Annotated in this window: 21 protein-coding genes; 17 read left to right on the top strand and 4 right to left on the bottom strand. The window is 54.5% G+C overall.

The genetic code is table 11. The annotated features are described in order from the left end of the window. The first annotated feature begins 153 nt into the window (after nt 1-153). The gene (locus F0320_RS11370; protein WP_126328617.1) at nt 154-1485 is read left to right on the top strand and encodes a 2-hydroxycarboxylate transporter family protein; all 1332 of its coding nucleotides are present in this window, start codon (nt 154-156) and stop codon (nt 1483-1485) included. Nucleotides 1486-1606: 121 nt separating this feature from the next. After that, on the top strand, nt 1607-2242 hold the full coding sequence (locus F0320_RS11365; RefSeq protein WP_126328616.1) for a helix-turn-helix domain-containing protein: 636 nt from the start codon (nt 1607-1609) through the stop codon (nt 2240-2242). Nucleotides 2243-2269: 27 nt separating this feature from the next. Here the strand turns inward: F0320_RS11365 and F0320_RS11360 are convergent, their stop codons facing one another. Further along, a complete protein-coding gene (locus tag F0320_RS11360; RefSeq protein WP_126328615.1) occupies nt 2270-3748 on the bottom strand; it encodes a PLP-dependent aminotransferase family protein in 1479 nt (492 codons plus the stop codon). 164 nt (nt 3749-3912) lie between these two features. On the opposite strand from F0320_RS11360, the gene F0320_RS11355 reads away from it, so the two are divergent. Further along, entirely contained in the window at nt 3913-4368 is a 456-nt protein-coding gene (locus tag F0320_RS11355) for a GNAT family N-acetyltransferase (RefSeq protein ID WP_047651034.1), read from the top strand. 69 nt (nt 4369-4437) lie between these two features. On the opposite strand, the gene F0320_RS11350 is transcribed toward F0320_RS11355, so the two are convergent. Beyond that, nucleotides 4438-4740, bottom strand: a complete 303-nt coding sequence (locus F0320_RS11350) for an ArsR/SmtB family transcription factor (protein ID WP_045354132.1) — start codon at nt 4738-4740, stop codon at nt 4438-4440. 160 nt (nt 4741-4900) lie between these two features. On the opposite strand from F0320_RS11350, the gene fusA reads away from it, so the two are divergent. Further along, nucleotides 4901-7000, top strand: a complete 2100-nt coding sequence (gene fusA / locus F0320_RS11345; protein ID WP_126328614.1) for an elongation factor G — start codon at nt 4901-4903, stop codon at nt 6998-7000. Between the two features lie 35 nt (nt 7001-7035). Here fusA and F0320_RS11340 read toward each other — a convergent pair whose 3' ends face one another. Next, nucleotides 7036-7608 carry a flavin reductase family protein gene (locus F0320_RS11340; protein ID WP_032651999.1) on the bottom strand — a complete coding sequence of 191 codons (573 nt, stop codon included), beginning with the start codon at nt 7606-7608 and terminating at the stop codon, nt 7036-7038. A 108-nt stretch (nt 7609-7716) separates the two neighbouring features. Between F0320_RS11340 and nhoA the strand changes: the two genes are divergently transcribed. Next, nucleotides 7717-8562, top strand: a complete 846-nt coding sequence (gene nhoA / locus F0320_RS11335; RefSeq protein WP_126328613.1) for an N-hydroxyarylamine O-acetyltransferase — start codon at nt 7717-7719, stop codon at nt 8560-8562. A gap of 38 nt (nt 8563-8600) precedes the next feature. Here the strand turns inward: nhoA and F0320_RS11330 are convergent, their stop codons facing one another. After that, nucleotides 8601-9530, bottom strand: coding sequence for a LysR family transcriptional regulator (locus F0320_RS11330; RefSeq protein ID WP_052119532.1), 930 nt, complete (start codon nt 9528-9530; stop codon nt 8601-8603). Nucleotides 9531-9685: 155 nt separating this feature from the next. On the opposite strand from F0320_RS11330, the gene F0320_RS11325 reads away from it, so the two are divergent. The 12 genes from F0320_RS11325 (at nt 9686) to F0320_RS11270 (ending at nt 22975) form a co-directional block, all read left to right on the top strand. Then, a complete protein-coding gene (locus tag F0320_RS11325; RefSeq protein WP_126328612.1) occupies nt 9686-10774 on the top strand; it encodes a 4-oxalomesaconate tautomerase in 1089 nt (362 codons plus the stop codon). Nucleotides 10775-10848: 74 nt separating this feature from the next. Next, a complete protein-coding gene (locus tag F0320_RS11320; protein WP_047651027.1) occupies nt 10849-12093 on the top strand; it encodes an MFS transporter in 1245 nt (414 codons plus the stop codon). A gap of 71 nt (nt 12094-12164) precedes the next feature. After that, nucleotides 12165-13028 carry a fumarylacetoacetate hydrolase family protein gene (locus F0320_RS11315; protein ID WP_047651025.1) on the top strand — a complete coding sequence of 288 codons (864 nt, stop codon included), beginning with the start codon at nt 12165-12167 and terminating at the stop codon, nt 13026-13028. Between the two features lie 18 nt (nt 13029-13046). Continuing rightward, a complete protein-coding gene (citC, locus tag F0320_RS11310) occupies nt 13047-14114 on the top strand; it encodes a [citrate (pro-3S)-lyase] ligase (protein WP_126328611.1) in 1068 nt (355 codons plus the stop codon). A 24-nt stretch (nt 14115-14138) separates the two neighbouring features. Further along, nucleotides 14139-14429 (top strand): citrate lyase acyl carrier protein, encoded by a 291-nt coding sequence (gene citD, locus F0320_RS11305; RefSeq protein ID WP_023335831.1) that lies wholly within the window; start codon nt 14139-14141, stop codon nt 14427-14429. Further along, complete coding sequence (citE, locus tag F0320_RS11300; RefSeq protein ID WP_149323784.1) at nt 14429-15304, top strand: citrate (pro-3S)-lyase subunit beta; 876 nt, start codon at nt 14429-14431, stop codon at nt 15302-15304. Before citD ends, citE begins: the two co-directional genes overlap by 1 nt. Nucleotides 15305-15334: 30 nt before the next feature. Next, nucleotides 15335-16855 (top strand): citrate lyase subunit alpha, encoded by a 1521-nt coding sequence (gene citF, locus F0320_RS11295; protein ID WP_126328609.1) that lies wholly within the window; start codon nt 15335-15337, stop codon nt 16853-16855. 5 nt (nt 16856-16860) lie between these two features. Next, a complete protein-coding gene (citX, locus tag F0320_RS11290) occupies nt 16861-17400 on the top strand; it encodes a citrate lyase holo-[acyl-carrier protein] synthase (RefSeq protein ID WP_126328608.1) in 540 nt (179 codons plus the stop codon). Further along, on the top strand, nt 17375-18250 hold the full coding sequence (gene citG, locus F0320_RS11285; RefSeq protein ID WP_126328607.1) for a triphosphoribosyl-dephospho-CoA synthase CitG: 876 nt from the start codon (nt 17375-17377) through the stop codon (nt 18248-18250). Before citX ends, citG begins: the two co-directional genes overlap by 26 nt. 27 nt (nt 18251-18277) lie before the next feature. After that, a complete protein-coding gene (locus F0320_RS11280; RefSeq protein ID WP_126328606.1) occupies nt 18278-18826 on the top strand; it encodes an RBBP9/YdeN family alpha/beta hydrolase in 549 nt (182 codons plus the stop codon). A 17-nt stretch (nt 18827-18843) separates the two neighbouring features. After that, a complete protein-coding gene (acnB, locus tag F0320_RS11275) occupies nt 18844-21438 on the top strand; it encodes a bifunctional aconitate hydratase 2/2-methylisocitrate dehydratase (protein ID WP_149323783.1) in 2595 nt (864 codons plus the stop codon). 97 nt (nt 21439-21535) lie between these two features. Further along, entirely contained in the window at nt 21536-22975 is a 1440-nt protein-coding gene (locus tag F0320_RS11270) for an anion permease (RefSeq protein ID WP_126328604.1), read from the top strand. Nucleotides 22976-23029 lie beyond the last annotated feature (54 nt).

The raw sequence follows: 23029 nt of genomic DNA, 5'->3' as shown, positions 1-23029 counted from the left end.
TTCTACCCGCAGGCCCGTGATAATTTCATCGTGAGTCTGTTTTTAGAAAAGGCCATCTAAGTCTTTATTTATATTTAAGAATATTTATTCGTATCAGGAATAGTTTCAGTTATTCCTTTCTCTGTTTATCCGAACACAAATTCAGGTGATTATATGAAAGATAATCCTGTACCGACTTCTGAACTGTCGACCCCGCGTTTTGCCTTTAGGCTCAACAATACCGAGGTGGGCACGGTCCCGTTGATGCTGTTCGTCGGGATTGCCGCGATTGTGGCGACGTCCGCCTGGGCAGGGCTGCTGCCAAAAAATATGATTGGTGGTCTCGCGGTCATTATGACCCTCGGCTTCGCGTTTGCCAAAGTAGGGCGTCAAATCCCGGTGCTGAAAGATATCGGCGGCCCGGCGATCCTGTGCCTGATGGTGCCTTCCGTGCTGGTCTATTTTGGCGTATTCGGGAAACATACCCTTGATACCGTCCATCTGCTGATGAAAGAGGCGAATCTACTCTATTTCGTCATCGCCTGCCTGGTGGTCGGCAGCATTCTGGGGATGAACCGGGTGCTGCTGATCCAGGGGATGATGCGCATGTTTGTTCCGCTGGTGGCCGGAACATGCATGGCCGTGCTGAGCGGCCTCATTGTGGGCTCACTGTTTGGTTATACGCCTTACCACACCTTCTTCTTCATCATTGTGCCCATCATCGGCGGAGGGATTGGCGAGGGGATTTTGCCGCTGTCTCTGGCCTATTCGGCAATACTGGGGCAGACGCCGGACGTCTACGTTGCGCAGCTGGCACCCGCTGCGGTCGTCGGGAATATCTTCGCCATTATTTGTGCGGGCTCGCTGGCGCGTCTCGGCGCGAAACGTCCTGCGCTTTCGGGAAATGGCATGCTCACGCGGAGTAATGATGACGCCAGCCTGTTTGCCGGGGCGCAAAGCACGCAGCAGACGGATTTTCATCTGATGGGGGGCGGATTGCTGATGGTGTGCGCGTTTTTCATCGTCGGCGGATTGTTTGAAAAACTGGTTCACATTCCCGGTCCGGTGCTGATGATCCTGATTGCCGTTCTGTGTAAATACTTCAGGGTGATCCCGGCCTCAATGGAGCAGGGCGCGCACAGCTGCTATAAATTCGTCTCGGCTGCGCTGGTCTGGCCGCTGATGATCGGCCTCGGGATGTTATACGTGCCGCTTGAGAGCGTGGTGTCGGTCTTTTCGGTGGGATACGTGGTGGTATGCGGTTCGGTGGTGATTGCGATGGCGCTGAGCGGCTACTTTATCGCGTCGCGTCTGAATATGTATCCTGTGGAAGCGGCCATTGTGACCTGCTGCCACAGCGGGCTGGGCGGAACGGGGGACGTGGCCATTTTGTCCGCGTCTAACCGGATGTCGCTCATGCCGTTCGCGCAGATCGCCACCCGCATCGGTGGCGCGTCGACGGTGATTTTCGCTACGCTGCTGATGGGCTGGATTATGGCGAACTGATCCGATACGTCAGGATGCTGAATCGCAACGACATTTTCAGGGTGCCGCTGCGGTTCAGTCCTTTATAAAACTCACCGCGCTGTATAGAATTACCGCATCCACAGTGACGGGATACCACACGATGACCGGAAGAGTTGATTATCAGATTGAAAAATACCTCCTTACCGAAGCCTCCGAACCGGAGCGCCTGACGCGCCAGTGGGCAGAGGTGATGGAGGAGTGTCGTGAGCAACAGTCCGGTGCAGAGGAGCGGCTGCGTCTCGCGCTGCTTAATGTGGATTACGTCACCAGCTTCGAGCTGCCCTTCAGGCTACTCCTTACCCGTGCGCCTCAGCTGATAGACGTTGTCAGAAAAGAGCTTCAGCTCAGCCAGAAAAATGTTCTGTTTAACGGCAAGCGCTTTGGCTGCGTCTATAGCCTTAAAAGGGATCTCGACGGCATACCTGACGAGTTTACCTATCAGCTGAAAACCCGTATCCAGCGCAGTGACGCGACAGGATGCAATGAACTGCCTTACCGGCAAATTGCCCAGCAGGTTAAAGCCCCGAAGGAACGCCTCAGGCTGGCGCTGGAAAACGGGCTGTCGGTGACGGCACTCGACGGGCTTTTCTGGTTTGGCATTCAGCGCATCGCGGCTGATGTGCAGAGATTACGCAAAACGGGGATGAGGATCGTGACGTCCGACGCCGAGGTGTTTGATACGCTCACCAAAACAACCCGGCGGATCCCAGCCTATAGCCTTGCTCGCCCGGAATGAGTGTCAGTCTCTTACCCGTCGACGGCATCAAACATGATGGAAAATTGCGGCCAGTTTTTTTACAGCGTCTTCTATTTCCCTTTCCGTGTAAGCTGCAAATCCCATCAAAAAACCAGTGGACGCGGGGGGACCTGCATATAAATCGGTAAGCCCAAGCATATCAACACCCGCGCGGCGGGCGGCGGTGGCTATCTCTTTCTCGGATATTCCGTGCTTCAGGTGACAAGGCATTTGCATTCCGCCCGCAGGCGTTTCACAGGTGACATATTCGGAGAGATATACGTCCATCATACTTGCCAGCGCGTCGCGACGAGTAACGTAAATACTCCGCATCTTACGAACATAGGCGCCAAAATGGCCTCCCTCCAGAAATTTTGCCAGCGTCAGCTGGGTTATTGAGGCGGTGTGACCATCCATTAACGTCCTCGCCATGGTAAAGGGCTCTATCAGTTCTGAGGGGACGATCGTGTAGGCAATACGTAACCCAGGGAACAGAGACTTGGTGAACGTGCCGATATAAATTGTCCGGTTGGAAGTATCAAGCCCCTGAAGACTGGCCATAGGCTTACCTTCGTAGTGAAACTCACTGTCATAGTCATCCTCAATAATCCATGCTCCGTAACGGTTTGCCCATTTAATAACCGCCAGTCGTCGGTCAAGAGAGAGCGTCACACCGGTAGGGTACTGATGAGAAGGCGTCAGGTAGATCGCCCTGGCTGGCTCGGTCAGAGAATTAAGCCCGTCAACCGAGATGCCTTTTTCATCAAGAGGAACCGGAATACAGCGAAGCCCTGCAGCGTTGAACGCTTTGTGTGCCCCTTGATAGGAGGGATCTTCAATGACAATGCCATCCCCGGCGTCCATCAGCACGTGGGAACAGAGCGCGAGCGCCTGTTGAGAACTTGTCAGAACGATGACCTGTTCCGCCCTCGCGCGCGTCCCGCGCTCAAGATTGACGTATTCCGCAATTGCCCGTCGCAGGCGCTCTATACCCTGTGGGGGACTTTGCTCTAATGCCTGGTGCTGAAACTCCTTCAGCACCTGTCGCTGAAGACGCTCCCAGATCGAAATGGGAAACATGCGGGTTTCAGGAATGCCGGGCGCAAGGGGGCGAGGGGAGGAAAATTCGCGGATCCCGCCGCTTTCATAGATGACCTTTCCACGGACGCTGAGTTTTGCTTTTCGTATCTCAGCGGTTGGCTGATGCTGCCGGGGACGAGGTTTTAAAAAACGCGCGCTGGAAGAGACGAAGCTCCCTCTGCCTGTTTGTCTCTCAATAAAACCTTCGGCATGCAGGCTGGAGTAGGCCGCTTCTATGGTATCCCGGGAAACGCTGAGAGAAGCCGCCAGAGCGCGTGAGGCAGGAAGGGCCTTACCGTGAGATAATACCCCTTCCAGTATCAGCGTCCGTATTGCTCTCTGGATCCTTTCATGAAGCGGTAGCGATCCGTTAGCGGGGTCGATAATCCATGCCTTAACCGTTTCTAGCTGCGCGTGCTTAAACATTACGTTGTCCACTTTCCCTCTGTGTCTTTTGATTCTAAAGCAATATTGCACTCAGAAGGATGAAAAATTGGTCTGCCTTGATGGCGAGAATTGGCGGGGCAAAACGTGCCATTCAGCGAATACACTCTTCCTGAAACGAATAAACGGGTGACCAAAGAGGCAATATGAATAATACGAGCGTGACAATTGAGGCAGTTAAAGAACATGATTTTGAAAGCTGGATGCCACTGTGGAGTAAATACCAGGAATTTTATAATGTCGACCTCTCTGGGGCCGTCACTCAACGAACCTGGCAGCGATTTTTCAGCCCCGTTGAGCCGCTATTCTGCGTGGTAGCACGATGTAATGGAGACATAGTGGGTTTTGCGCATTATCTTTTTCACCGCTCGACCTGGGCTGAGAGCGATTACTGCTACCTCGAAGATTTATACGTCTGTGAAGCCGTAAGGGGCAAACACATTGGCAAACAGTTAATAGAATATGTTCAGAGAGAAGCGAGAAAACATCATGCCAGTCACCTTTACTGGCATACGCATGAAGCCAACTATCGCGGGCAACGATTGTACGACTGGATTGCGAAGAAAAGTGGAATGATTGAATATCGTATGCAGGTTAGATAAATCCCTTCGCTGACGTAATGCCCCCTCAAATATGTACGGGGCATTTTTCAGGAAAAAACAGGCATGTCCTTATGATTTAGCCTGTAAAAGTATCTCCATCAGCCCTGGAAAACGGGCATCCAGATCCTCTCTGCGTAACGAAATCATGTTCTCCCGCCCCTGCGGGCGCTGCCAGATAACGCCGCTGTCGCGCAGAACGCGCCAGTGGTGTGTCATCGTGGACTTCACCACATCTTCCGGACGCAGCGCGTTACAGCTGAGTTCGCTGCCATCGGCGAGCCGGCGAATAATCGACAGCCGGAGCGGATTGCCGAGGGCAAACAGCACATTTTCCAGCAGTATTTGTTCAGTTTCAGGGTGGTTTGGGATCATCGTTTTCCTGCGTTTGGCGTTAGATTGAGCTATATCAACAATAGGTCAACCGTTAAAAAATAGTTCGATAATACTCGTACAATAGGACTATTATAGCAAACCAACGAATGCACGACCATCCTGGTCGTCACAGACAAGTCATAAGACTTAAGGAAATATCATGCCCCGACCCATCCCTCTCGAACGTTATCGCAACATCGGTATCTCCGCGCATATCGATGCCGGTAAAACCACCACCACTGAGCGCATCCTGTTTTACACCGGGATGAGCCACAAGCTGGGTGAAGTACACGATGGCGCGGCAACCACTGACTGGATGGCGCAGGAGCAAGAGCGCGGGATCACGATTACCTCCGCGGCCGTCAGCTGCTTCTGGCCGGGTATGGACAGAGGCTATGAACCGCACCGGATCAACATCATCGACACCCCGGGCCACGTGGATTTCACCATTGAGGTGGAACGTTCCATGCGCGTGCTCGACGGCGCCGTGATGGTGTATGACTCCGTGGGCGGCGTGCAGCCGCAGTCGGAAACCGTCTGGCGTCAGGCCAATAAATATCACGTTCCGCGTCTGGCCTTCGTCAACAAAATGGACCGTCCGGGTGCCGATTTCTTCCGCGTCGTACGGATGATGCAGGAGCGCCTGAAGGCCAATCCGGTGCCGATTGTCATTCCGGTGGGTGCAGAAGATCATTTCACCGGCGTGGTGGACCTCATCAAGATGCGCACCATTCTGTGGGACGATGCGACGCAGGGCATGGTGTTTACCTATGCGCCCGTGCCGGACGATTTGGTCAATACCGCTCAGGAATGGCGGGAAAAAATGGTCTCTGCGGCGGCAGAAGCCAGCGATGAACTGATGGACAAATACCTGGAAACCGGCGATCTCGACGAAGCGGAAATCATCAAAGGGCTGCGTATTCGCACCATCTCGGGTGAAATTCAGCCGATGCTGTGCGGCAGCGCGTTCAAGAATAAGGGCGTGCAGCGCATGCTCGATGCGGTCATTGAGCTTATGCCGTCGCCGCTGGACGTGCCGGCCATTGATGGCGTGGATGAAAAAGGGCAGCACGCGGAGCGTCATCCAAGCGATGATGAGCCGTTCTCGGCCCTGGCGTTCAAGCTGATGAGCGATCCGTACGTCGGGCAACTGACCTTTATCCGCGTGTACTCTGGCGTGCTGCGCAAAGGCGACGCGGTGTATAACCCGGTCAAAGGGAAGAAAGAGCGCATCGGGCGTATCGTGCTGATGCATGCCAACGATCGCCACGAGGTGGACGAACTGCGCGCCGGGGACATCGCGGCCTGCGTGGGGCTGAAGGATGTGACTACCGGCGACACGCTTACCGATCCGAACGCCGTCATTACGCTTGAACGCATGGAGTTCCCGGACCCGGTTATCTCGCTGGCGATCGAGCCGAAAACTAAGGCCGATCAGGAGAAAATGGGGATCGCGCTGCAGCGTCTGGCGGCGGAAGATCCGTCGTTTCGCCTGCATACTGACGAAGAGTCCGGCCAGACCATTATCTCCGGGATGGGTGAGCTACACCTTGAGATCATCGTCGACCGCATGAAGCGTGAGTTTGGCGTCGAGGCGAACATTGGCCGCCCACAGGTAACCTACCGTGAAACCCTGCGTAAAACGGTGAAGGATATCGAAGGCAAATTTGTCCGTCAGTCCGGTGGTAAAGGCCAGTACGGCCATGTGGTGCTGAGCCTGGAGCCGCTGGAGCCCGGAAGTGGCTTTAAATTTGAAGATGCCACCAAGGGCGGCGTGGTGCCGCGCGAGTATATTCCGTCCGTTGAGAAAGGGCTGCGGGAAGCGATGAACAGCGGCGTGCTGGCGGGCTATCCGGTTGTCGATGTCAAAGCGACGCTGACGTTTGGCTCATATCACGACGTCGACTCCTCGGAGATGGCGTTCCGCACGGCGGCGATCCTCGGCTTTAAAGAGGGGGCCCGCAGGGCGGATCCGGCGATCCTTGAGCCGATCATGCACGTGGAGGTGGAAACGCCGGAAGAGTACGCCGGTAACATCATGGGCGATCTCTCTTCCCGCCGCGGCATGGTGCAGGGGATGGCGGAGCAGTACGGAAGCCAGATTATTCGCGCTGACGTGCCGCTGGCAGAGATGTTTGGTTATGCCACGACATTGCGCTCGATGTCCCAGGGACGCGCGACGTATACGATGGAGTTCCATCATTTTGCGGAAGCCCCGCGGAATGTTGCGGATGAGATTATTTCACGACGTGCGAAGTAATACGGTTACCCTCTCCCGGTAGGGGGAGGGTTTTCTCAATCCAGCGCCTTCACCATTTTTCCGCTCGCCACAAACGTCCCGGCGCCAAGATGATGCAGCGTATTCAGCTTATCCCCGTCAAACTGCCAGCGCCCGGCGATAAATGCGCGTTCATCGGCTGCCGCTGAAACCACTTCACCAAACAGGGTATCGTATTTTTCTGCTGCGGCTGTCACCGGGAGTAACCGGCACTCCATCCACGCCAGGCATTTTTCCTCAATCACCGGCAGGCCAAGCTCAGGACCGTTCACGACCGGGATCCCGTAGCAGTTAAATTTGTCTTCATCGCGTCCGCTGACGCTACCGACCGCGTATGTCCAGTTGGCCGCCGCCACGCCGGGGATGACGATGCCAAACTTCCCGCTGCGCTCAATCAGTTCACGCGACCAGGTGCTTTTATCCACGACTATTGCGATGCGCGGCGGTTCAAACTCAACGGGCATTGACCATGCGGCGGCCATCACGTTGCGTCTGTCCAGGCTTTCATCCCGACTGGTGATAAGCACAGTAGGGCCGTGGTTCAGCAGACGGCTGGCATGACGTAATTCAACAGGGCGAAAGTGGCTCATAGGTTCTCCTCATCTATACCGATGAGTATGACGAAAAAGCACGTAAATCAAAGTGAGTGCGTAAAATTAGTTTATAAACAGAACATCACAATCAAAGGAAACTGATTCATGTCCCCATTCCTGACCGCCTATTTCGCCCGCATCGGCTGGACGCAGCCGACACGGGTGGATATCGATACCCTGCGCGCGCTGCATTTACATCACAACTGTGCGATCCCTTTTGAGAATATTGATGTCGTTCTGCCGCGCGAAATCCAGCTTGACGATCGATGCCTGGTCGACAAGCTGTTCACCGCACGTCGCGGAGGGTACTGCTTTGAGCAAAACGGCCTGTTCGAGCGCGTTTTGCGTGAGGTCGGGTTTACTGTGCGTAGCGTGCTGGGACGCGTGGTATTAGCGAATCCGCCGCAAATGCCGCCGCGCACGCACCGTCTGCTGCTGGTTGAGCTTAACGGTGAGCGCTGGATAGCCGATGTGGGGTTTGGCGGCCAGACGCTGACGGCGCCGATTCGACTGCTCGCTAATGAAGAACAGGAGACGCCGCACGGGCTGTATCGTCTGCTGAGCGAGGGGAACGACTGGGTGCTGCAGTTCCGGCACCACGAGCACTGGCAGTCGATGTACCAGTTTGACCTGACGACGCAGTATTTCAGCGATTACGTAATGGGGAATTTCTGGTCGGCGCACTGGCCGCAGTCGCATTTCCGTCATCATCTGTTGATGTGTCGCCATCTGCCGGACGGCGGCAAGCTTACGCTAACAAACTTCAACTTTACCCACTGGCGGAACGGCCATGTGGAGGAGCAGATCCATCTGCCGGATGCGGAGGCGCTTTACCAGCTGATGCAGGAACGCTTTGGGCTGGGCGTTGACGATGCAAAACACGGATTTTCGCTGGCGGAGTTGACGGCGGTAATGGCGGGCTTTGATACACATCCTCAGGCCGGGAAATAATACGCAAAGGGGCACAGGCCCCTTTACCGTTCCAGAATTTATAGCTGAGTAAACTTGCCGATCCAGGGGCTGCTGTTTTCGCCTGACCACAGATGTAAAATCAGCTCCCGGAATTTTTCCGCCGCCGGACTCAGGGTCGTTTCGCGCCGCTGCACGAGGCCCAGCGTACGCCTTATCACGGGTTCAATCAGTGGCCGGCTGACAAGGACATGATGTTCGTCGGTCGGCATCGCCAGGCTGGGAACGACAGACACGCCAAGACCCGCTTCCACCATCCCCAGCGACGTTGACAGGTGACGTACTTCATAAAACCAGTTCGGTTTCCAGGCCATCTTCTCGAACGCCTGATCGATAAGCGATCGGTTCCCGCTGGAGCGCCTTACCCCAATCAGCTTCATCCCTGCCAGATCGTCCCATGTCACCAGCGGTTTTTTCGCCAGCTCGTTGTCCCGTCGGCATGCCAGAACGAAGGGTTCGTTAACCAGCGGCGCAAAATCGATATTAGGATGTGTGACGTTTATCATATTTATGCCGAAATCTGCGTCGCCATTTAACACCGCTTCGAGACAATCGCTGGCACTGTGCTCAAGTATGCGGATACGGATGTTTGGGTAGTCATTGTTATAATCTCGTATCACTGAAGGCAGAAAATAGAAAGCGGCAGTGGGGATACAGGAAACGGTAATAACCCCTGCCTGATGCGTCGCCATCTCTTTAATACTCAGGACCGCGCTTTCATAAAAATCGATTAAATTCTTTGCCTTAGGTAAAAATTCCCTTCCCACGGTTGTGAGTTTGACGCTGCGCGTGGACCGTTCAAACAGCGTGGTCCCCAGGCTCTCTTCGAGCTTCTGAATTCTGCGTGTTAAAGCCGGTTGTGAAATGTGAAGAAATTGCGATGTTTTTGTAAAGCATCCGATTTCTGCAATTTTTACAAACGCTTGTATTCCCTGTAATTCATGCTGCATATCCGCACCTGATTATGGCTTGCCTATACCCACGGTAACGCAAGGGCTATTAATACGCAAAGCGTATTAATCCTGCTTTTTTTGACATTAGAGTTATCAACGGGAGTGTGAAAACCTTATTGCGTTCCTGATAAACGCGAAATGAGAAAAAAGACATGTTAAAGATCCCTTGCGTATTAATGCGTGGCGGTACCTCAAAAGGTCCGGTCATTCTGGCCAGCGATCTGCCAGAGGAAACCGAAGCGCGTGATGCAGTTTTACTCAGCCTGATGGGCGCGGGGCATGAACTCGAAATTGACGGTATTGGCGGGGGAAGTCCGCAAACCAGTAAGGTGGCGATCGTCAGTCTGTCCGACAGTCCGGACGCGGATGTGGATTATCTGTTCGCACAAGTGATGGTGAACGAACGTCGCGTTGATACCACGCCTAACTGCGGCAATATGCTCTGTGCCGTGGGGCCCTTTGCCATTGAAAAGGGGCTGGTCAAGGCGCAAAGCCCGGTGACGACGGTGCGTATTCGCAATCTGAACACCGGAACACTGGTCGACGCGGAAGTGCAAACACCTGACTATCGGGTCGAATATGAAGGCGATACCCAGATCGATGGTGTGCCGGGTACAGCGGCACCGATTGGCTTAACCTTCCTGAATTCTGCGGGGTCGAAAACCGGAAAACTGCTGCCAACGGACAGCGTAACAAACGTGTTCGACGGGATTGAAGTTACCTGTATAGATATGGCGATGCCGATGGTCCTGATTGACGCCTCGGCGTTGGGCAAAACAGGCGGGGAGTCACCAGCAGAATTAGATGGCGACAGGGCGTTTAAAGAAAGGCTTGAGAACCTGCGTCGTCAGGCTGGCGCGGCGATGGGCTTAGGGGACGTGTCCAACAAAGTGATCCCTAAACCGGTTCTTCTTAGCCGGGCGCGTAACGGCGGCACGCTTCAGGTGCGCTATTTCATGCCGCATACTTGCCATAAATCACTGGCGATTACCGGTTCGATTGGTATCTCAACCGCGACGATTATTGAAGGCTCCATCGCCGCGAAAATTGTTGCCGATCGTCCAAAGGAACGCTTTACCAACATTATTGATATTGAACACCCCAGTGGAAAAATATCCGTATCGTTGCTGAGGAACGGAAATAATATCGAAAATACCCGGGCTGCGGTTATTCGCACGTCGCGCAAATTATTTGAAGGCGTTGTTTGCGTGCCAGAAAAACTGCTATCTGAAGTTGATTAAGTAAAGTCGTAACTAAAAAGCTAACCATCTTACAAAAATACACCCTGTACCTTAACTATAATACTGAGGTTATTATGGCGTTAACGCATGCTAACAATACCCTGAAAGCTCCCGACCCGGTAAAAGCCAGCGCGCATATTCGCGTCATTCTGGCGCTGGCCTTATCCGGGCTTGCGGAACTTGCTTCGTTGTTTTTTATTCAGCCACTGCTCCCGACACTTGCTGTGGAATATAATGTTCCGGTCAGCCAGGTGAGTATTATCTTATCCGCAGAAACAGCGTTGCTGGCAATTGGGCTGCTGTTTACCGGAACGTTATCCGATCGCTATGGCAGGAAGCGGTTAATTATCGTCTCTCTCCTGCTGGGCGGCATTCTGACGCTGCTCTGCCCGCTGGTAGAATCCTGGGCAATGCTGGTGGCGCTACGTGCGGTGATTGGTCTGGCGCTGAGCGGCATCGCGGCGGCGGCAACCGCCTACATCAGTGAAGAGGTCGCCCCGGTGGCGGCAGGTATTGTGACGGGATATTTCGTCTTCGGTAATTCGATGGGCGGAATGTCCGGGCGTATTGTTGCCAGCCAGCTGATCGATCACGTTTCCATCAATGTCATCTTTTACGGGTTTGCGGTCAGCCTGATTGCGGTTGCCATTCTGGTGAAGTTCCTGCTGCCAGAATCGAAGAACTTCACGCCTACGCAGAATCTTAATGTAATGCGCATGGTGAAAGGGGCGGCATCGCATTTCAAAAACAAAAATCTGGCGCTGGCGTTTGTTATCAGCTTCATTATTTTTGGCGCATTTACCTCACTTTATAACTATCTGGCCTTCTTCCTGAAAGGCGAGCCGTTCCATATTTCACCGGCAAACGCGGGTCTGCTCTCCTTTAGCTTCGCCCTGAGTTTCTTTACCGCTCCACAGGCAGGTCGCTTATCGGCGAAATATGGCGCCATGAAAGTCCTGCGCGTGCTGTTCCTGATAATGGCCTTAGGGATGCTGCTGACGCTGACGTCAAATGTCGTCACCTTTATTGTTGGCGCTGTGATTTTTACCGGCTGTTTCTTCGGCTGCCACTCTATCGGTTTAAGCTGGGTCAGTAAAAATGCAACGCATGCAAGAGGCCAGGCCGTCGCGCTCTATTTATTCTTCTACTACATGGGCGGTTCGGTTATTGGTTTTATCAACGGTTTTGTCTTCCACTCAATGGGCTGGCAGGGGATGACCGGATTTATTCTGGCATTACTGGGCGTGGGCGTTGTGGTGGCAACGTATCTGGCATCCGGTAATAAACAGGTACTGGTTCCAGCGCAGTCAGCTGAATAAATAGCATGGCAATGTGTTCACGCCTCCGGGCGTGAACACAGAATGAGCACGTATATCAAGCAGGTATTATTATGAAATTAGCAAGCTATATTCATCAGGGCCGTAAAAGTTACGGAATTTATACACAGTCCGGCATTATCGATCTGGGTAATAAAATCGGCCATCACTATGCGACATTAAAAGACCTTCTGCAATGGGATGCGGTTGACGTCGCCAGGCAATATCACGATTGCCCTGTGGATATGATGCCTGAAGACATTACCTTCCTGCCCGTGATAGAAGAACCGGGAAAGATATTCTGCGTTGGGATGAATTACGCTGAAAAAAGAAAAGAATTTGCCGAGACCAATAATGCTCCCACGCTGTTTATTCGCTTTCCTGATTCCCAAACCGGACATGCGCGGCCGGTTTTAAAACCGGTTCTCTCCAGCGAGTTTGATTACGAAGGCGAGCTGGCCGTAATCATCGGTAAACCCGGCTCCCGAATTGACGTCAATACCGCGCTCAGCCACGTGGCAGGCTACAGCTGCTACATGGATGGTTCCGTCCGCGACTGGCAGCACGCCTGGTTCACCGCTGGTAAAAACTGGAAGCAAACCGGTGCCTTTGGCCCGTATATGACCACGGCGGATGAGATCCCCGATCCTCACGCGCTGACCATTCACACCTGGCTGAACGGCATGCTGGTTCAGAATGACTCCACCGGCAGCATGATCCACAAAGTGGCGGATCTTATTGCCTACATCAGCACGTTCACCTCCCTCAGCGCCGGGGACGTCATCATTACCGGCTCGCCCGGCGGCGTCGGGAAAAAACGTAATCCGCCTCTGTTTATGCGCGATGGCGATCGCGTCGAAGTCGAAATTGAAAACATTGGCCGCCTGATGAACACCATCGTGGAAGCGCAACCCCAGCAGCAAGAATTAACCGTCTAGACGCTCAGGAGAGAGACGATGTACACCGCCACCACGCCAGAATTTGAGGTGATTAAAGCCGGTAACGCTCTGGCCAGAGAGGAGGTAGCCCGCTTCCTGGCCCGCAACGGTTTAGGCATTGATAACGATATTGAGCAATTTATCGCTGCGCGCTATCAGCGCCAGCTTGTCGCCTGCACCGGCATTGCGGGTAACACGCTGAAATGCATCGCCGTGGATGCCGGGTGGCGGGGCACGTCGTTAAGCCTGACGTTAATTCATGAGGCCGAGCTGCTGGCGGCACAAAACGGCGAACATCAGCTCTTTCTTTTTACCCGCCCGGATAACGTAAAGTCATTTCGCGGATGCGGGTTTTATCCCCTGGTGACGATCGAGAACTGTGCGGCGTTAATGGAGAATACGCCGGTTGGTATTCATCGTTACTGCAGCCAGCTGCGTCGTCATCATTTCGTGCCGGGGCAAAACACTGGCGCGATTGTGATGAACGCGAATCCGTTCACCCTGGGCCATCAATATCTTATCGAGCATGCGGCCAGCCGGTGCGACTGGCTGCATGTTTTCGTAGTGCAGGAAGATGTCTCCGCTTTTTCTTTTAAAGAACGGTTTGCGATGGTCAAAGACGGATCGCGGCATCTGCAAAATGTCACAGTGCATCCGGGGTCGGCATATATTATTTCTCGCGGCACATTCCCGGGCTATTTCCTGAAGGATAAGCAGGTCATCGATAAAGCCTATGCCGCTATTGACCTCATGCTGTTCAGAAGTTTTATCGCCCCCGCGCTGAATATTAATCATCGTTTTGTCGGTACCGAGCCGTTCTGCCCGTTAACCGCGGAATATAACCGGGCGATGCACCGCTGGCTGGAAGACGAAGCGTGTTCAGCGGCGCGAATCAGCGTACACGAAATAGAAAGAAGAACGGATGGCAACAATGTGCCGGTCTCAGCTTCAGCCGTTCGTCGTTTATTAGATGAAAACAAACTCACTGCTGCCAGCCGCATGGTGCCAGCCACCACGCGCGCGTTTTTGAATAAAGAGGTACAGCATCAGCCTTGTTTATCTGAACCGATGTCGGCAGCGGTTTAACCGCGTTATCACAGGAAAAATGATATGAAAATTGTGCAAGCCGCAATGGCGGGAACGCTGGAGTCCAGCGACCTGATGGTCAAGGTCAGTCCCGTCGAGAGCGGGCTGGATGTGGTCATCCAGAGCGAAGTATATAAGCAATTTGGCGACCGAATTACTGAGGTTGTCAATGAAACCCTGGCCGCGTTCAACATTGAGCAAGGGCTTGTCGTTATTGATGATAAAGGTGCGCTGGACTGCGTGATCCGCGCCCGCGTGCAGGCTGCTCTGCTCAGAGGAATGGCCCGGGAAGACATTGCATGGGAAACGTTATAATGAAAAAGTTACGCCGCAGTATGTTATTTATTCCCGGTTCGAGTGCCGCCATGCTATCAACGGCATTTATCTACAAGCCTGATTCCATAATGTTTGATCTGGAAGATGCCGTTGCGCTAAAAGAAAAAGACAGCGCCCGCCTTCTGGTATTTCACGCCCTGCAACACCCGATGTACAACAATATTGAAACCGTTGTCAGAATTAATCCGCTGAATACGCCTTTTGGATTAAAAGATCTGGAAGCTGCCGTCAGGGCGGGTGTCGATGTCATTCGTTTACCCAAAACCGATTCCCCGGAAGATATTCATCAGCTCGAATGTGAAATCGTCCGCATTGAAGAAACCTGCGGACGTCCCGTTGGCTCAACGAAATTAATGGCGGCGATAGAATCTGCGGTTGGCGTGATTAACGCTGTCGCCATTGCGAAATCCTCCGACCGCCTGATGGGTATTGCGCTGGCCGCCTTTGACTACGTGATGGATATGCAAACCGAGCGGGGCGACGGAACGGAGCTGTTCTATGCCCGCTGCGCCGTATTACATGCCGCGCGCGGAGCCGGTATTGACGCCTTCGACGTGGTGTACGCCGATGTGAACGACGAGGCCGGTTTCCTGAAAGAAGTGGATCTCATCCGCCGGATGGGCTTCAACGGAAAATCGCTGATTAACCCACGACAAATTGAAATTATTCATAACGCCTACGCGCCAACGCAGGAAGAGGTGGATTACGCAGAGCGCGTGCTTGCCGCCGCAGAGGAGGGTGAACGCAACGGACTGGGGGTGATTTCGCTGAACGGAAAAATGATCGATGCGCCAATCATCAACCATGCCCGCGTCGTGATCGAACGTAAAAATGCCTCCGGCATTCGTCAGTAATCCCCTTTACCGCAAGCGACAGGATGAAAAATGAAAAACCAAACTGAAACCCTGCACCACATTCCTGGCTCTCGCCGTGAGTACGTCGCCTTCAGCGGCGCTAACGCGACGACGCCTTATCTTGCTGACAGCCAGCAAAAGTATCAGCGCAAACTCTTTGCCAGCGTGGACGATGCGCTGGCCCGCTGCGATTTGCATGACGGCATGACCGTCTCTTTTCATCACGCCTTTCGTGAAGGGGATAAGGTCATCAATTACGTGATGGATAAGCTGGCCCAGCGCGGCTTAAAGGGGATCACGCTCGCGTCCAGCTCGCTGATGTCGTGCAATTCGCCACTTATCGCGCACATTCGCAACGGCGTGATCGGCAAAATCTACACCTCCGGGATGCGCGGCGAACTTGCGGATGCGATTTCGCACGGGCTGATGGACGAGCCGGTGCAGATCCACTCCCACGGCGGGCGGGTGAATTTGATTCAGCAGGGCGAAATTGCCATTGATGTCGCGTTTCTGGCGGTCTCATGCAGCGACGAATACGGCAATGCCAGCGGCAATGGCGGCACTTCGCAGTGCGGCTCTCTCGGCTATGCGATGGTTGACGCGAAATATGCCAGAAAGGTGGTCTTGCTCACCGAAACCCTGAAGCCGTTCCCCAACCTGCCAGCCAGTATCGTTCAGGATCAGGTTGACTATGTAGTGCAGATTGAGAGCGTCGGCGACCCGGCAAAAATCAGCGTCGGCGCCGCCAGGGTGACCAGTAATCCGCGTGAGCTGATGATTGCCCGCTCTGCGGCCGACGTTATCGAACACTCCGGCTACTTCCGCGACGGCTTTTCCATTCAGACCGGTTCAGGGGCGGCGTCAACCGCCTGCACGCGGTTTATGGAAACCCGCATGCGCAAGCACAATATTGTCGCCCGCTTCGCGCTCGGCGGGATCACCGGCAGCATTGTCGATCTGCATCAGAAAGGGTTAATTGAAAAGATCCTCGATACGCAAAGCTTTGACGGCGCGGCAGCAGCCTCCATGGCCATCAATCCCGACCACGTGGAGATCTCCACCAACGTGTATGCGAACCCGGCCGCAAAAGCCGCCTGCTGCGACAGGGTGGACGTGGTCATCCTCAGCGCGCTGGAGGTGGACACCCAGTTCAACGTTAACGTGCTGACCGGCTCCGACGGCGTGATGCGCGGCGCGTCGGGCGGACACTGCGACGTCGCCGCGGCGGCAAATCTCACCATCGTGGTTGCGCCGCTGATCCGCAGCCGCATTCCTACCGTCGTCAGGCAGGTCACCACCCTGGTGACGCCGGGCGAAAGTATCGACGTTTTGGTTACCGATCACGGTATTGCCGTTAACCCGGCGCGCCCGGAAATTCGCGAACGCCTGATTAACGCCGGGCTTTCCGTTGTCGACATCGACGCGTTGTATCAAAAGGCGCTGCTCATCTCGGGTGAACCTAAGTCTGTTGAGTTCACTGACCGCATCGTCGGCGTGGTGCGCTACCGCGACGGCAGCGTGATTGACGTGGTTCGTCAGGTGAAGGAGTAATCGTCATGACGGATAAAGCCTCGAACGCGAAAGTCTCTCTGGAACAGGTGTTAAGCGCCAGAGAGCAGCGAGCCCGTCGCCAGCAGGCGTGGCTGTTTCAGTCGGAACATACGGTTGTATCCGTCACGCTGGTCTGGCCGGGGGAGGTGAAGGATACCGACCTGGCCAGACGGGTGATGGCCGCCGCGAATCAGGCGCTCGGCGAAGTATTCCGCACCCATCAGTGGACGGTGTGCCGGCATCAGATCCTGCAGCCGGTCTCCGGCCCCGAAGCGCTCTGGTCGGTGTCGGCACCCGCGTGGATGATAAAACACGTCACGGCGCATCTGGAAGATAACCATCCTCTGGGGCGCCTGTGGGACATCGACGTGCTTTGTCCGAAAAAGGGGCTGCTGAAAAGAAACGCCATCCAGCAGCCGATGCGCAGTTGCTTTATCTGTCATGAACCGGCCCACGTTTGCTCTCGTGCGCGGCGTCATTCGCAGGCCGAACTCGCGCGCATAATCGAGGAGTTAACCGATGACTACTTCGCTTGCCAGATGTAAAGCGCCAGACGTTCAGCGCACCTTCGCTGAGCTGGCTGCCGAGGCAATGTATCGGGAAATTCGCTTAACCCCGAAGCCGGGTCTGGTGGATCGCGTAAACAGCGGGGCGCATAGCGACATGGATTTTGCGCTGTTCATGACCAGCATTGCGGCGATTGCGCCCTGGTTCTCAACGTTCTTTAACGTTGGCAGAGAGACGGCTCGTCTTGCTGGCCCGCAAACGCTGCGAGCCATAAGACCGACCGGCCTGGCCTGCGAGCAGGCGATGTTTAACGCGACCGGCGGGGTGAATACCCATAAAGGCGGGATCTTCTCGCTGGGGCTGCTGTGCGCCGCGGCGGGACGTCTGACGCAAAGGGATGAAACGCTCACGCAGCGCAGTTTATGCCGCGAGACCCGCATTATCTGTACCGGCATCGTTGAGCAGGAGCTGAAAACCACTGGCATCGCCAGAACGAAGGGCGAGCAGCAGTTCCAGACATACGGATTTACCGGGGCGAGAGGGGAAGCGGCAAGCGGTTTTATGACCGTTCGCCAGGCGGGTCTCCCGCACCTGCACACCGCGTTAGGTCAGGGCGAATTCGAAGACGTGGCGCTCTTAAGAATGCTGCTGGGTTTGATGGCGGCGAATCCGGATACCAATCTGGTTTCCCGTGGGGGAATAAAAGGTCTGAGCTACGCCAGACGCTATTCGAGGCGGTTATTAAAAATAAAACGTCTCCCGGCGGATAAATTGGTTAACGCGCTGCTCAGAATGGACGCGGAATTTATTAAACGCAATTTAAGCCCCGGCGGTAGCGCCGATCTTATTTCCGTTGGCTGGCTATTGTCGCAGTTGCCACCCGAATAATCGCGAATAGCGTAACAGGAAAACCTCATGATCGAGCAACGTCTGCAGCAGCTCAGTAAGGTGTACACCCTTGTTCTGGTCCCGGGTCTCAGAGACAGCGATGAACATCACTGGCAAAGCTGCTGGGGGCGGCGTTTTCCCTTCTGGAAACGGATCCAGCAGAAAAACTGGTTAGAGCCCGATATCGAAAATTGGGTTTCGGCCATTACCCGCGAGCTGGCAATGTGCCCGCTGCCCGCCATTCTCGTCGGCCACAGCTTTGGCGCGCTGGCGTCCTGTCGGCTGCTGCAAACGCGGCGGATAAACGTAGCCGGGGTGGTGATGGTCGCACCGGCAGAGCCTGCTTTTTTCGGACTTGAAGAGGCCATTCAGCCTACGCCATTACCCGTCCCCTGCATGGTATTTGCCAGCCGAAACGATCCTCTGATGCCTTTTGCGCGCGCTCACTATTGGGCCACGCGCTGGTGCGGTCATCTCATCGATATCGGTGAGGCCGGGCACATTAATTCTGAGTCCGGTTTTGGCGAATGGCCATACGGACTCGAACGATTAACTGAATTTTGCGAACAACTTTAGCTTTAACAGGAGAACCTATGTTAGATGATTATCATCAGCACCAGAAAGCGCGCGCTGACTCGGGTATTCCGGCGAAACCGTTAACGGCGGAACAAACCGATGCACTTATTCATTGTTTAATAAATGATGCGTCCGCATATCATCCGCAATTATTGGATTTATTAACCCACAGCGTTCCGCCGGGCGTTGATCTCGCTGCAAAGCTAAAAGCCGATTTTTTATTTAAGGTGGCATTGCAGGAATACCGTGTAAACGGGCTTTCTCCCGACGCGGCCACAACGCTGCTGGGGTCTATGCAGGGTGGCTATAACGTCCAGCCGCTGATTGAGCTTCTTGATCATCCGAACCTCGCGCCGCTGGCCGCCGAGCAGCTCTCTTCTAGCATCCTGATCTTTGAAAAATTCAGCCTGGTGGAAGCCAAAGCGAAGAGCGGCAACGTCCGGGCAAAAGAGGTGCTTCACTCCTGGGCAAATGCCGATTGGTTCACGCTCCGTCCGGCCATGCCTGAAAAAATTACCCTGAAGGTGTTTAAGGTTCCCGGCGAGACCAATACCGACGATTTGTCTCCGGCACCGGAGGCGTGGTCACGTCCGGATATTCCGCTGCACGCGCTCTCCATGCTCAGTAACGTCAGGGAAGGGGTTACGCCTGATGAGCCCGGCGTGCGTGGCCCTTTGCGCCAGCTGGCAGAACTGAAAGCGTCGGGCTGGCCGCTGGCGTACGTCGGTGACGTCGTGGGGACCGGCTCCTCACGTAAATCCGCCACCAACTCCATTCTGTGGCACATCGGGAACGACATTCAGTACGTGCCGAATAAACGTAACGGCGGGTTTGTGTTTGGCGGCAAAATCGCGCCTATTTTCTTCAACACCCTGGAAGATTCCGGCGCGCTGCCGGTAGAGATGGATGTCTCCGCGCTAACGACCGGGATGCTGATCGATCTTTACCCGTACAAGGGCGAAATTCGTGAGACAGAAAGCCAGCGGCTGGTGACGACTTTTACCCTTAAAACCGAGGTGCTGCTGGACGAAGTGCGCGCCGGCGGGCGGATCCCGTTAATTATCGGACGCAGCCTGACGGCGAAAGCGCGGGAATCACTGAAGCTTGAGCCTTCAGCGGTATTCCGCACGCCCGCTTCACCTGCGCCATCCGCAACCGGCTTTACGCTGGCGCAGAAAATGGTGGGTAATGCCTGCGGCGTGGTGGGGATCCGCCCGGGACAGTATTGCGAGCCAAAAATCACTACCGTCGGTTCTCAGGACACCACCGGCGGAATGACGCGCGACGAGCTGACCGACCTTGCCTGCCTCACGTTTTCAGCCGATCTGGTGATGCAGTCTTTCTGCCATACCTCTGCGTACCCTAAGCCGGTAGATGTCCAGCTGCATGAAACCCTGCCGCAGTTTATCACCCGACGGAATGGGGTGGCGCTTAAGCCGGGCGACGGCATCATCCACTCCTGGCTTAACCGCATGCTGCTGCCGGATACGGTAGGCACGGGTGCCGACTCCCATACCCGCTTCCCGCTGGGGATCTCCTTCCCGGGCGGCTCCGGGCTGGTTGCGTTCGCCGCCGCAACCGGCATTATGCCGCTGGATATGCCTGAATCTGTGCTGGTGCGCTTTAAGGGCGAGATGCAGAAAGGGATCACCCTGCGCGATCTGGTGCATGCCATTCCGCTCTACGCCAGAAAGCAGGGGCTGTTGACGGTCGAGAAAAAGAATAAGCGCAACGTTTTCTCGGGCCGGATCCTCGAAATTGAAGGCCTGGAAACATTAAGCGCAGAGCAGGCGTTTGAACTGGCTGACGCCTCCGCCGAACGGTCCGCCGCCGCGTGCGTTATGCGCCTGGCGGAGGAGAATGTCGCGCAATATCTTCGCTCCAATGCGGCTCTTCTGCGCTGGATGGTTAAGCAGGGATACGAGAACGCCGCCACGCTTGAACGACGCATCGCTGAAATCGAGGCGTGGCTGGCTAACCCGTCGCTGCTCCGCGCCGATCATGACGCGGAATATGCGGCAGTCATTGAGATCGATCTCAATGAAATCACCGAGCCGGTGGTCTGCGCCCCGAACGATCCGGACGATGCCCGGTTACTTTCGGAAGTTGCCTGCACTCCTGTCGAAGAGGTCTTCATTGGCTCCTGCATGACAAATATCGGTCACTTCCGCGCTGCGGGTGAAATCATGGCCGGTGCCAGCGAAAACCAGGCGCGTTTGTGGCTCGCACCGCCGACAAAAATGGATGCCCAGCAGCTCTCCCGCGAGGGCTATTTTAATCAGTTTATTAAAGCGGGGGCGAGAATCGAGCCTGCGGGCTGTTCCCTGTGCATGGGGAACCAGGCGAGGGTGCGTGAAGGGAGTAGCGTGGTATCAACGTCCACCCGAAATTTCCCGCATCGTCTGGGAACGAATGCGAAAGTATTCCTTGCCTCAGCTGAATTAAGCACCGTCGCGGCCATGCTGGGAAAAATGCCAACCGTGGAAGAATATTTTGACTATACGAATAAACTTCATGATGCGCATGAAAATATCTATCGCTATCTCAGTTTTGATACTCTTGCCGAATATCAGCTCAATGAAAGTGTTAATATCAATACTGTTAGTGTGTAATTGTCATTTTTATATTTGATAAACGATATTTTATCGGTGGGGGCTTCTCTCAGGAGCGGCCTCCGCTATTCAGGGACCCTTTTCTCATGGGTGAGATATGCTTAACTCCAATGTTTTAAAAACAATCTTACTTGCCGTAATAATATTTTTATCAATATTTATTCCTCCACCTGATGGGTTAACCAAAGAGGCGTGGATACTGGCAGGTATATATCTTTCGGCCATCGTTGGGCTGGTCATTAAACCCTATCCTGAACCCGTCATCATGCTGGTCGCGGTCGCATTGACCTGTTTTACCGTGACCAAATTCCCCGATTCTCCCGTGAAATCCATGGACGTTCTTAGCGGATACGCCTCAGGCACAACCTGGCTGGTGTTTAGCGCCTTTACGCTTAGCGCGGCGTTTGTCACCACCGGTCTGGGGAAACGGATTGCTTACTGGTTTATCCTGAAATTTGGCAGCACGACGCTGAGGCTGGGTTATGTAACCGCCTTGCTGGATTTGGTGCTGGCACCCGCCACGCCCTCAAATACCGCGCGGGCAGGTGGAGTGGTTTTCCCTATTATTAACAGTATCGCGACGGTATTAGGCTCAACGCCACAAGAGTCACCGCGCAAGGCCGGCCGTTATTTAATGGTCAATGTCTATATGGTGACTAAAACGACCAGCTATATGTTTTTAACCGGTTTTGCCGGGAACGCGTTAGCGCTACAGCTTATTTCCGACATTTTCCATATTCATATTAGCTGGATCGGTTGGATGCTGGCGGGTGCACCGTTGGGGTTATTGATGCTGTGTATTATCCCCTATATTTGTTACCGCGTTGCCTCGCCGGAAATTAAAAAGATTGATAATGTCGCGATTGCTACCAACGGTCTGCAAAGCCTCGGTGCAATGAGCCTCAAAGAGAAGGGGCTGGTGGTGATTTTTATCGCCGCGTTATTAGGCTGGATCTTCTCGCGTCACCTTGGGCTAAATGAATCCGCCGTCGCCATTATCGCGATGGGGGCAGCGCTGCTGTTTAATATTATCGGCTGGAGCGATGTACAGAAAAACAAAGGCGGCTGGAATACCCTCATGTGGTACGGGGGCATCATCGGTCTGAGCGCCACGCTGAGCAAGGAGGGATTTTTCCGCTGGCTGGCTGATTTCCTGTCAACGCACCTCGATTTTCTCAGCGCGGGGTATATGACCATCGTTATTATCGTGTTTCTCAGCGTGCTGGTTCGCTATTTCTTTGCCTCCGGCGGGGCGTACGTCGCGGCGATGGTGCCGGTCTTTGCCACCGTGGGGCTGGTCACCGGAACGGCACCCGTTCTGCTTGCCCTCGCCATTCTGTTTTCCAACTCTTATGGGGGTTGCATCACGCACTATGGCGGCGCAGCGGGGCCGATTATCTTCGCCGCCGGGTATAACGACATCAGTTCATGGTGGACAATAGGCACGCTCGTGGCGCTGTGCACGTTTTTAATCCACATGTTCCTCGGCATTCCCTGGTGGGGTTTCCTGATGCAGCACGGCATGCTGCAGTCTTAACGGGCCAGGAGACGGTAAAACGCAGGCCGGGTAGGGCGTCGCCGCCACCCGGCA

This window comes from Enterobacter dykesii (assembly GCF_008364625.2).
In the GTDB taxonomy this organism is placed as follows: domain Bacteria; phylum Pseudomonadota; class Gammaproteobacteria; order Enterobacterales; family Enterobacteriaceae; genus Enterobacter; species Enterobacter dykesii.
This window is presented reverse-complemented; position numbering and strand designations above follow the sequence as displayed.

Excerpts from the sequence above, each read along its gene's own strand:
- F0320_RS11370 (WP_126328617.1), top strand. The coding sequence starts at position 154 with ATGAAAGATAATCCTGTACCGACTTCTGAACTGTCGACCCCGCGTTTT.
- F0320_RS11365 (WP_126328616.1), top strand. The coding sequence starts at position 1,607 with ATGACCGGAAGAGTTGATTATCAGATTGAAAAATACCTCCTTACCGAA.
- F0320_RS11360 (WP_126328615.1), bottom strand. The coding sequence starts at position 3,748 with ATGTTTAAGCACGCGCAGCTAGAAACGGTTAAGGCATGGATTATCGAC.
- F0320_RS11355 (WP_047651034.1), top strand. The coding sequence starts at position 3,913 with ATGAATAATACGAGCGTGACAATTGAGGCAGTTAAAGAACATGATTTT.
- F0320_RS11350 (WP_045354132.1), bottom strand. The coding sequence starts at position 4,740 with ATGATCCCAAACCACCCTGAAACTGAACAAATACTGCTGGAAAATGTG.
- fusA (WP_126328614.1), top strand. The coding sequence starts at position 4,901 with ATGCCCCGACCCATCCCTCTCGAACGTTATCGCAACATCGGTATCTCC.
- F0320_RS11340 (WP_032651999.1), bottom strand. The coding sequence starts at position 7,608 with ATGAGCCACTTTCGCCCTGTTGAATTACGTCATGCCAGCCGTCTGCTG.
- nhoA (WP_126328613.1), top strand. The coding sequence starts at position 7,717 with ATGTCCCCATTCCTGACCGCCTATTTCGCCCGCATCGGCTGGACGCAG.
- F0320_RS11330 (WP_052119532.1), bottom strand. The coding sequence starts at position 9,530 with ATGCAGCATGAATTACAGGGAATACAAGCGTTTGTAAAAATTGCAGAA.
- F0320_RS11325 (WP_126328612.1), top strand. The coding sequence starts at position 9,686 with ATGTTAAAGATCCCTTGCGTATTAATGCGTGGCGGTACCTCAAAAGGT.
- F0320_RS11320 (WP_047651027.1), top strand. The coding sequence starts at position 10,849 with ATGGCGTTAACGCATGCTAACAATACCCTGAAAGCTCCCGACCCGGTA.
- F0320_RS11315 (WP_047651025.1), top strand. The coding sequence starts at position 12,165 with ATGAAATTAGCAAGCTATATTCATCAGGGCCGTAAAAGTTACGGAATT.
- citC (WP_126328611.1), top strand. The coding sequence starts at position 13,047 with ATGTACACCGCCACCACGCCAGAATTTGAGGTGATTAAAGCCGGTAAC.
- citD (WP_023335831.1), top strand. The coding sequence starts at position 14,139 with ATGAAAATTGTGCAAGCCGCAATGGCGGGAACGCTGGAGTCCAGCGAC.
- citE (WP_149323784.1), top strand. The coding sequence starts at position 14,429 with ATGAAAAAGTTACGCCGCAGTATGTTATTTATTCCCGGTTCGAGTGCC.
- citF (WP_126328609.1), top strand. The coding sequence starts at position 15,335 with ATGAAAAACCAAACTGAAACCCTGCACCACATTCCTGGCTCTCGCCGT.
- citX (WP_126328608.1), top strand. The coding sequence starts at position 16,861 with ATGACGGATAAAGCCTCGAACGCGAAAGTCTCTCTGGAACAGGTGTTA.
- citG (WP_126328607.1), top strand. The coding sequence starts at position 17,375 with ATGACTACTTCGCTTGCCAGATGTAAAGCGCCAGACGTTCAGCGCACC.
- F0320_RS11280 (WP_126328606.1), top strand. The coding sequence starts at position 18,278 with ATGATCGAGCAACGTCTGCAGCAGCTCAGTAAGGTGTACACCCTTGTT.
- acnB (WP_149323783.1), top strand. The coding sequence starts at position 18,844 with ATGTTAGATGATTATCATCAGCACCAGAAAGCGCGCGCTGACTCGGGT.
- F0320_RS11270 (WP_126328604.1), top strand. The coding sequence starts at position 21,536 with ATGCTTAACTCCAATGTTTTAAAAACAATCTTACTTGCCGTAATAATA.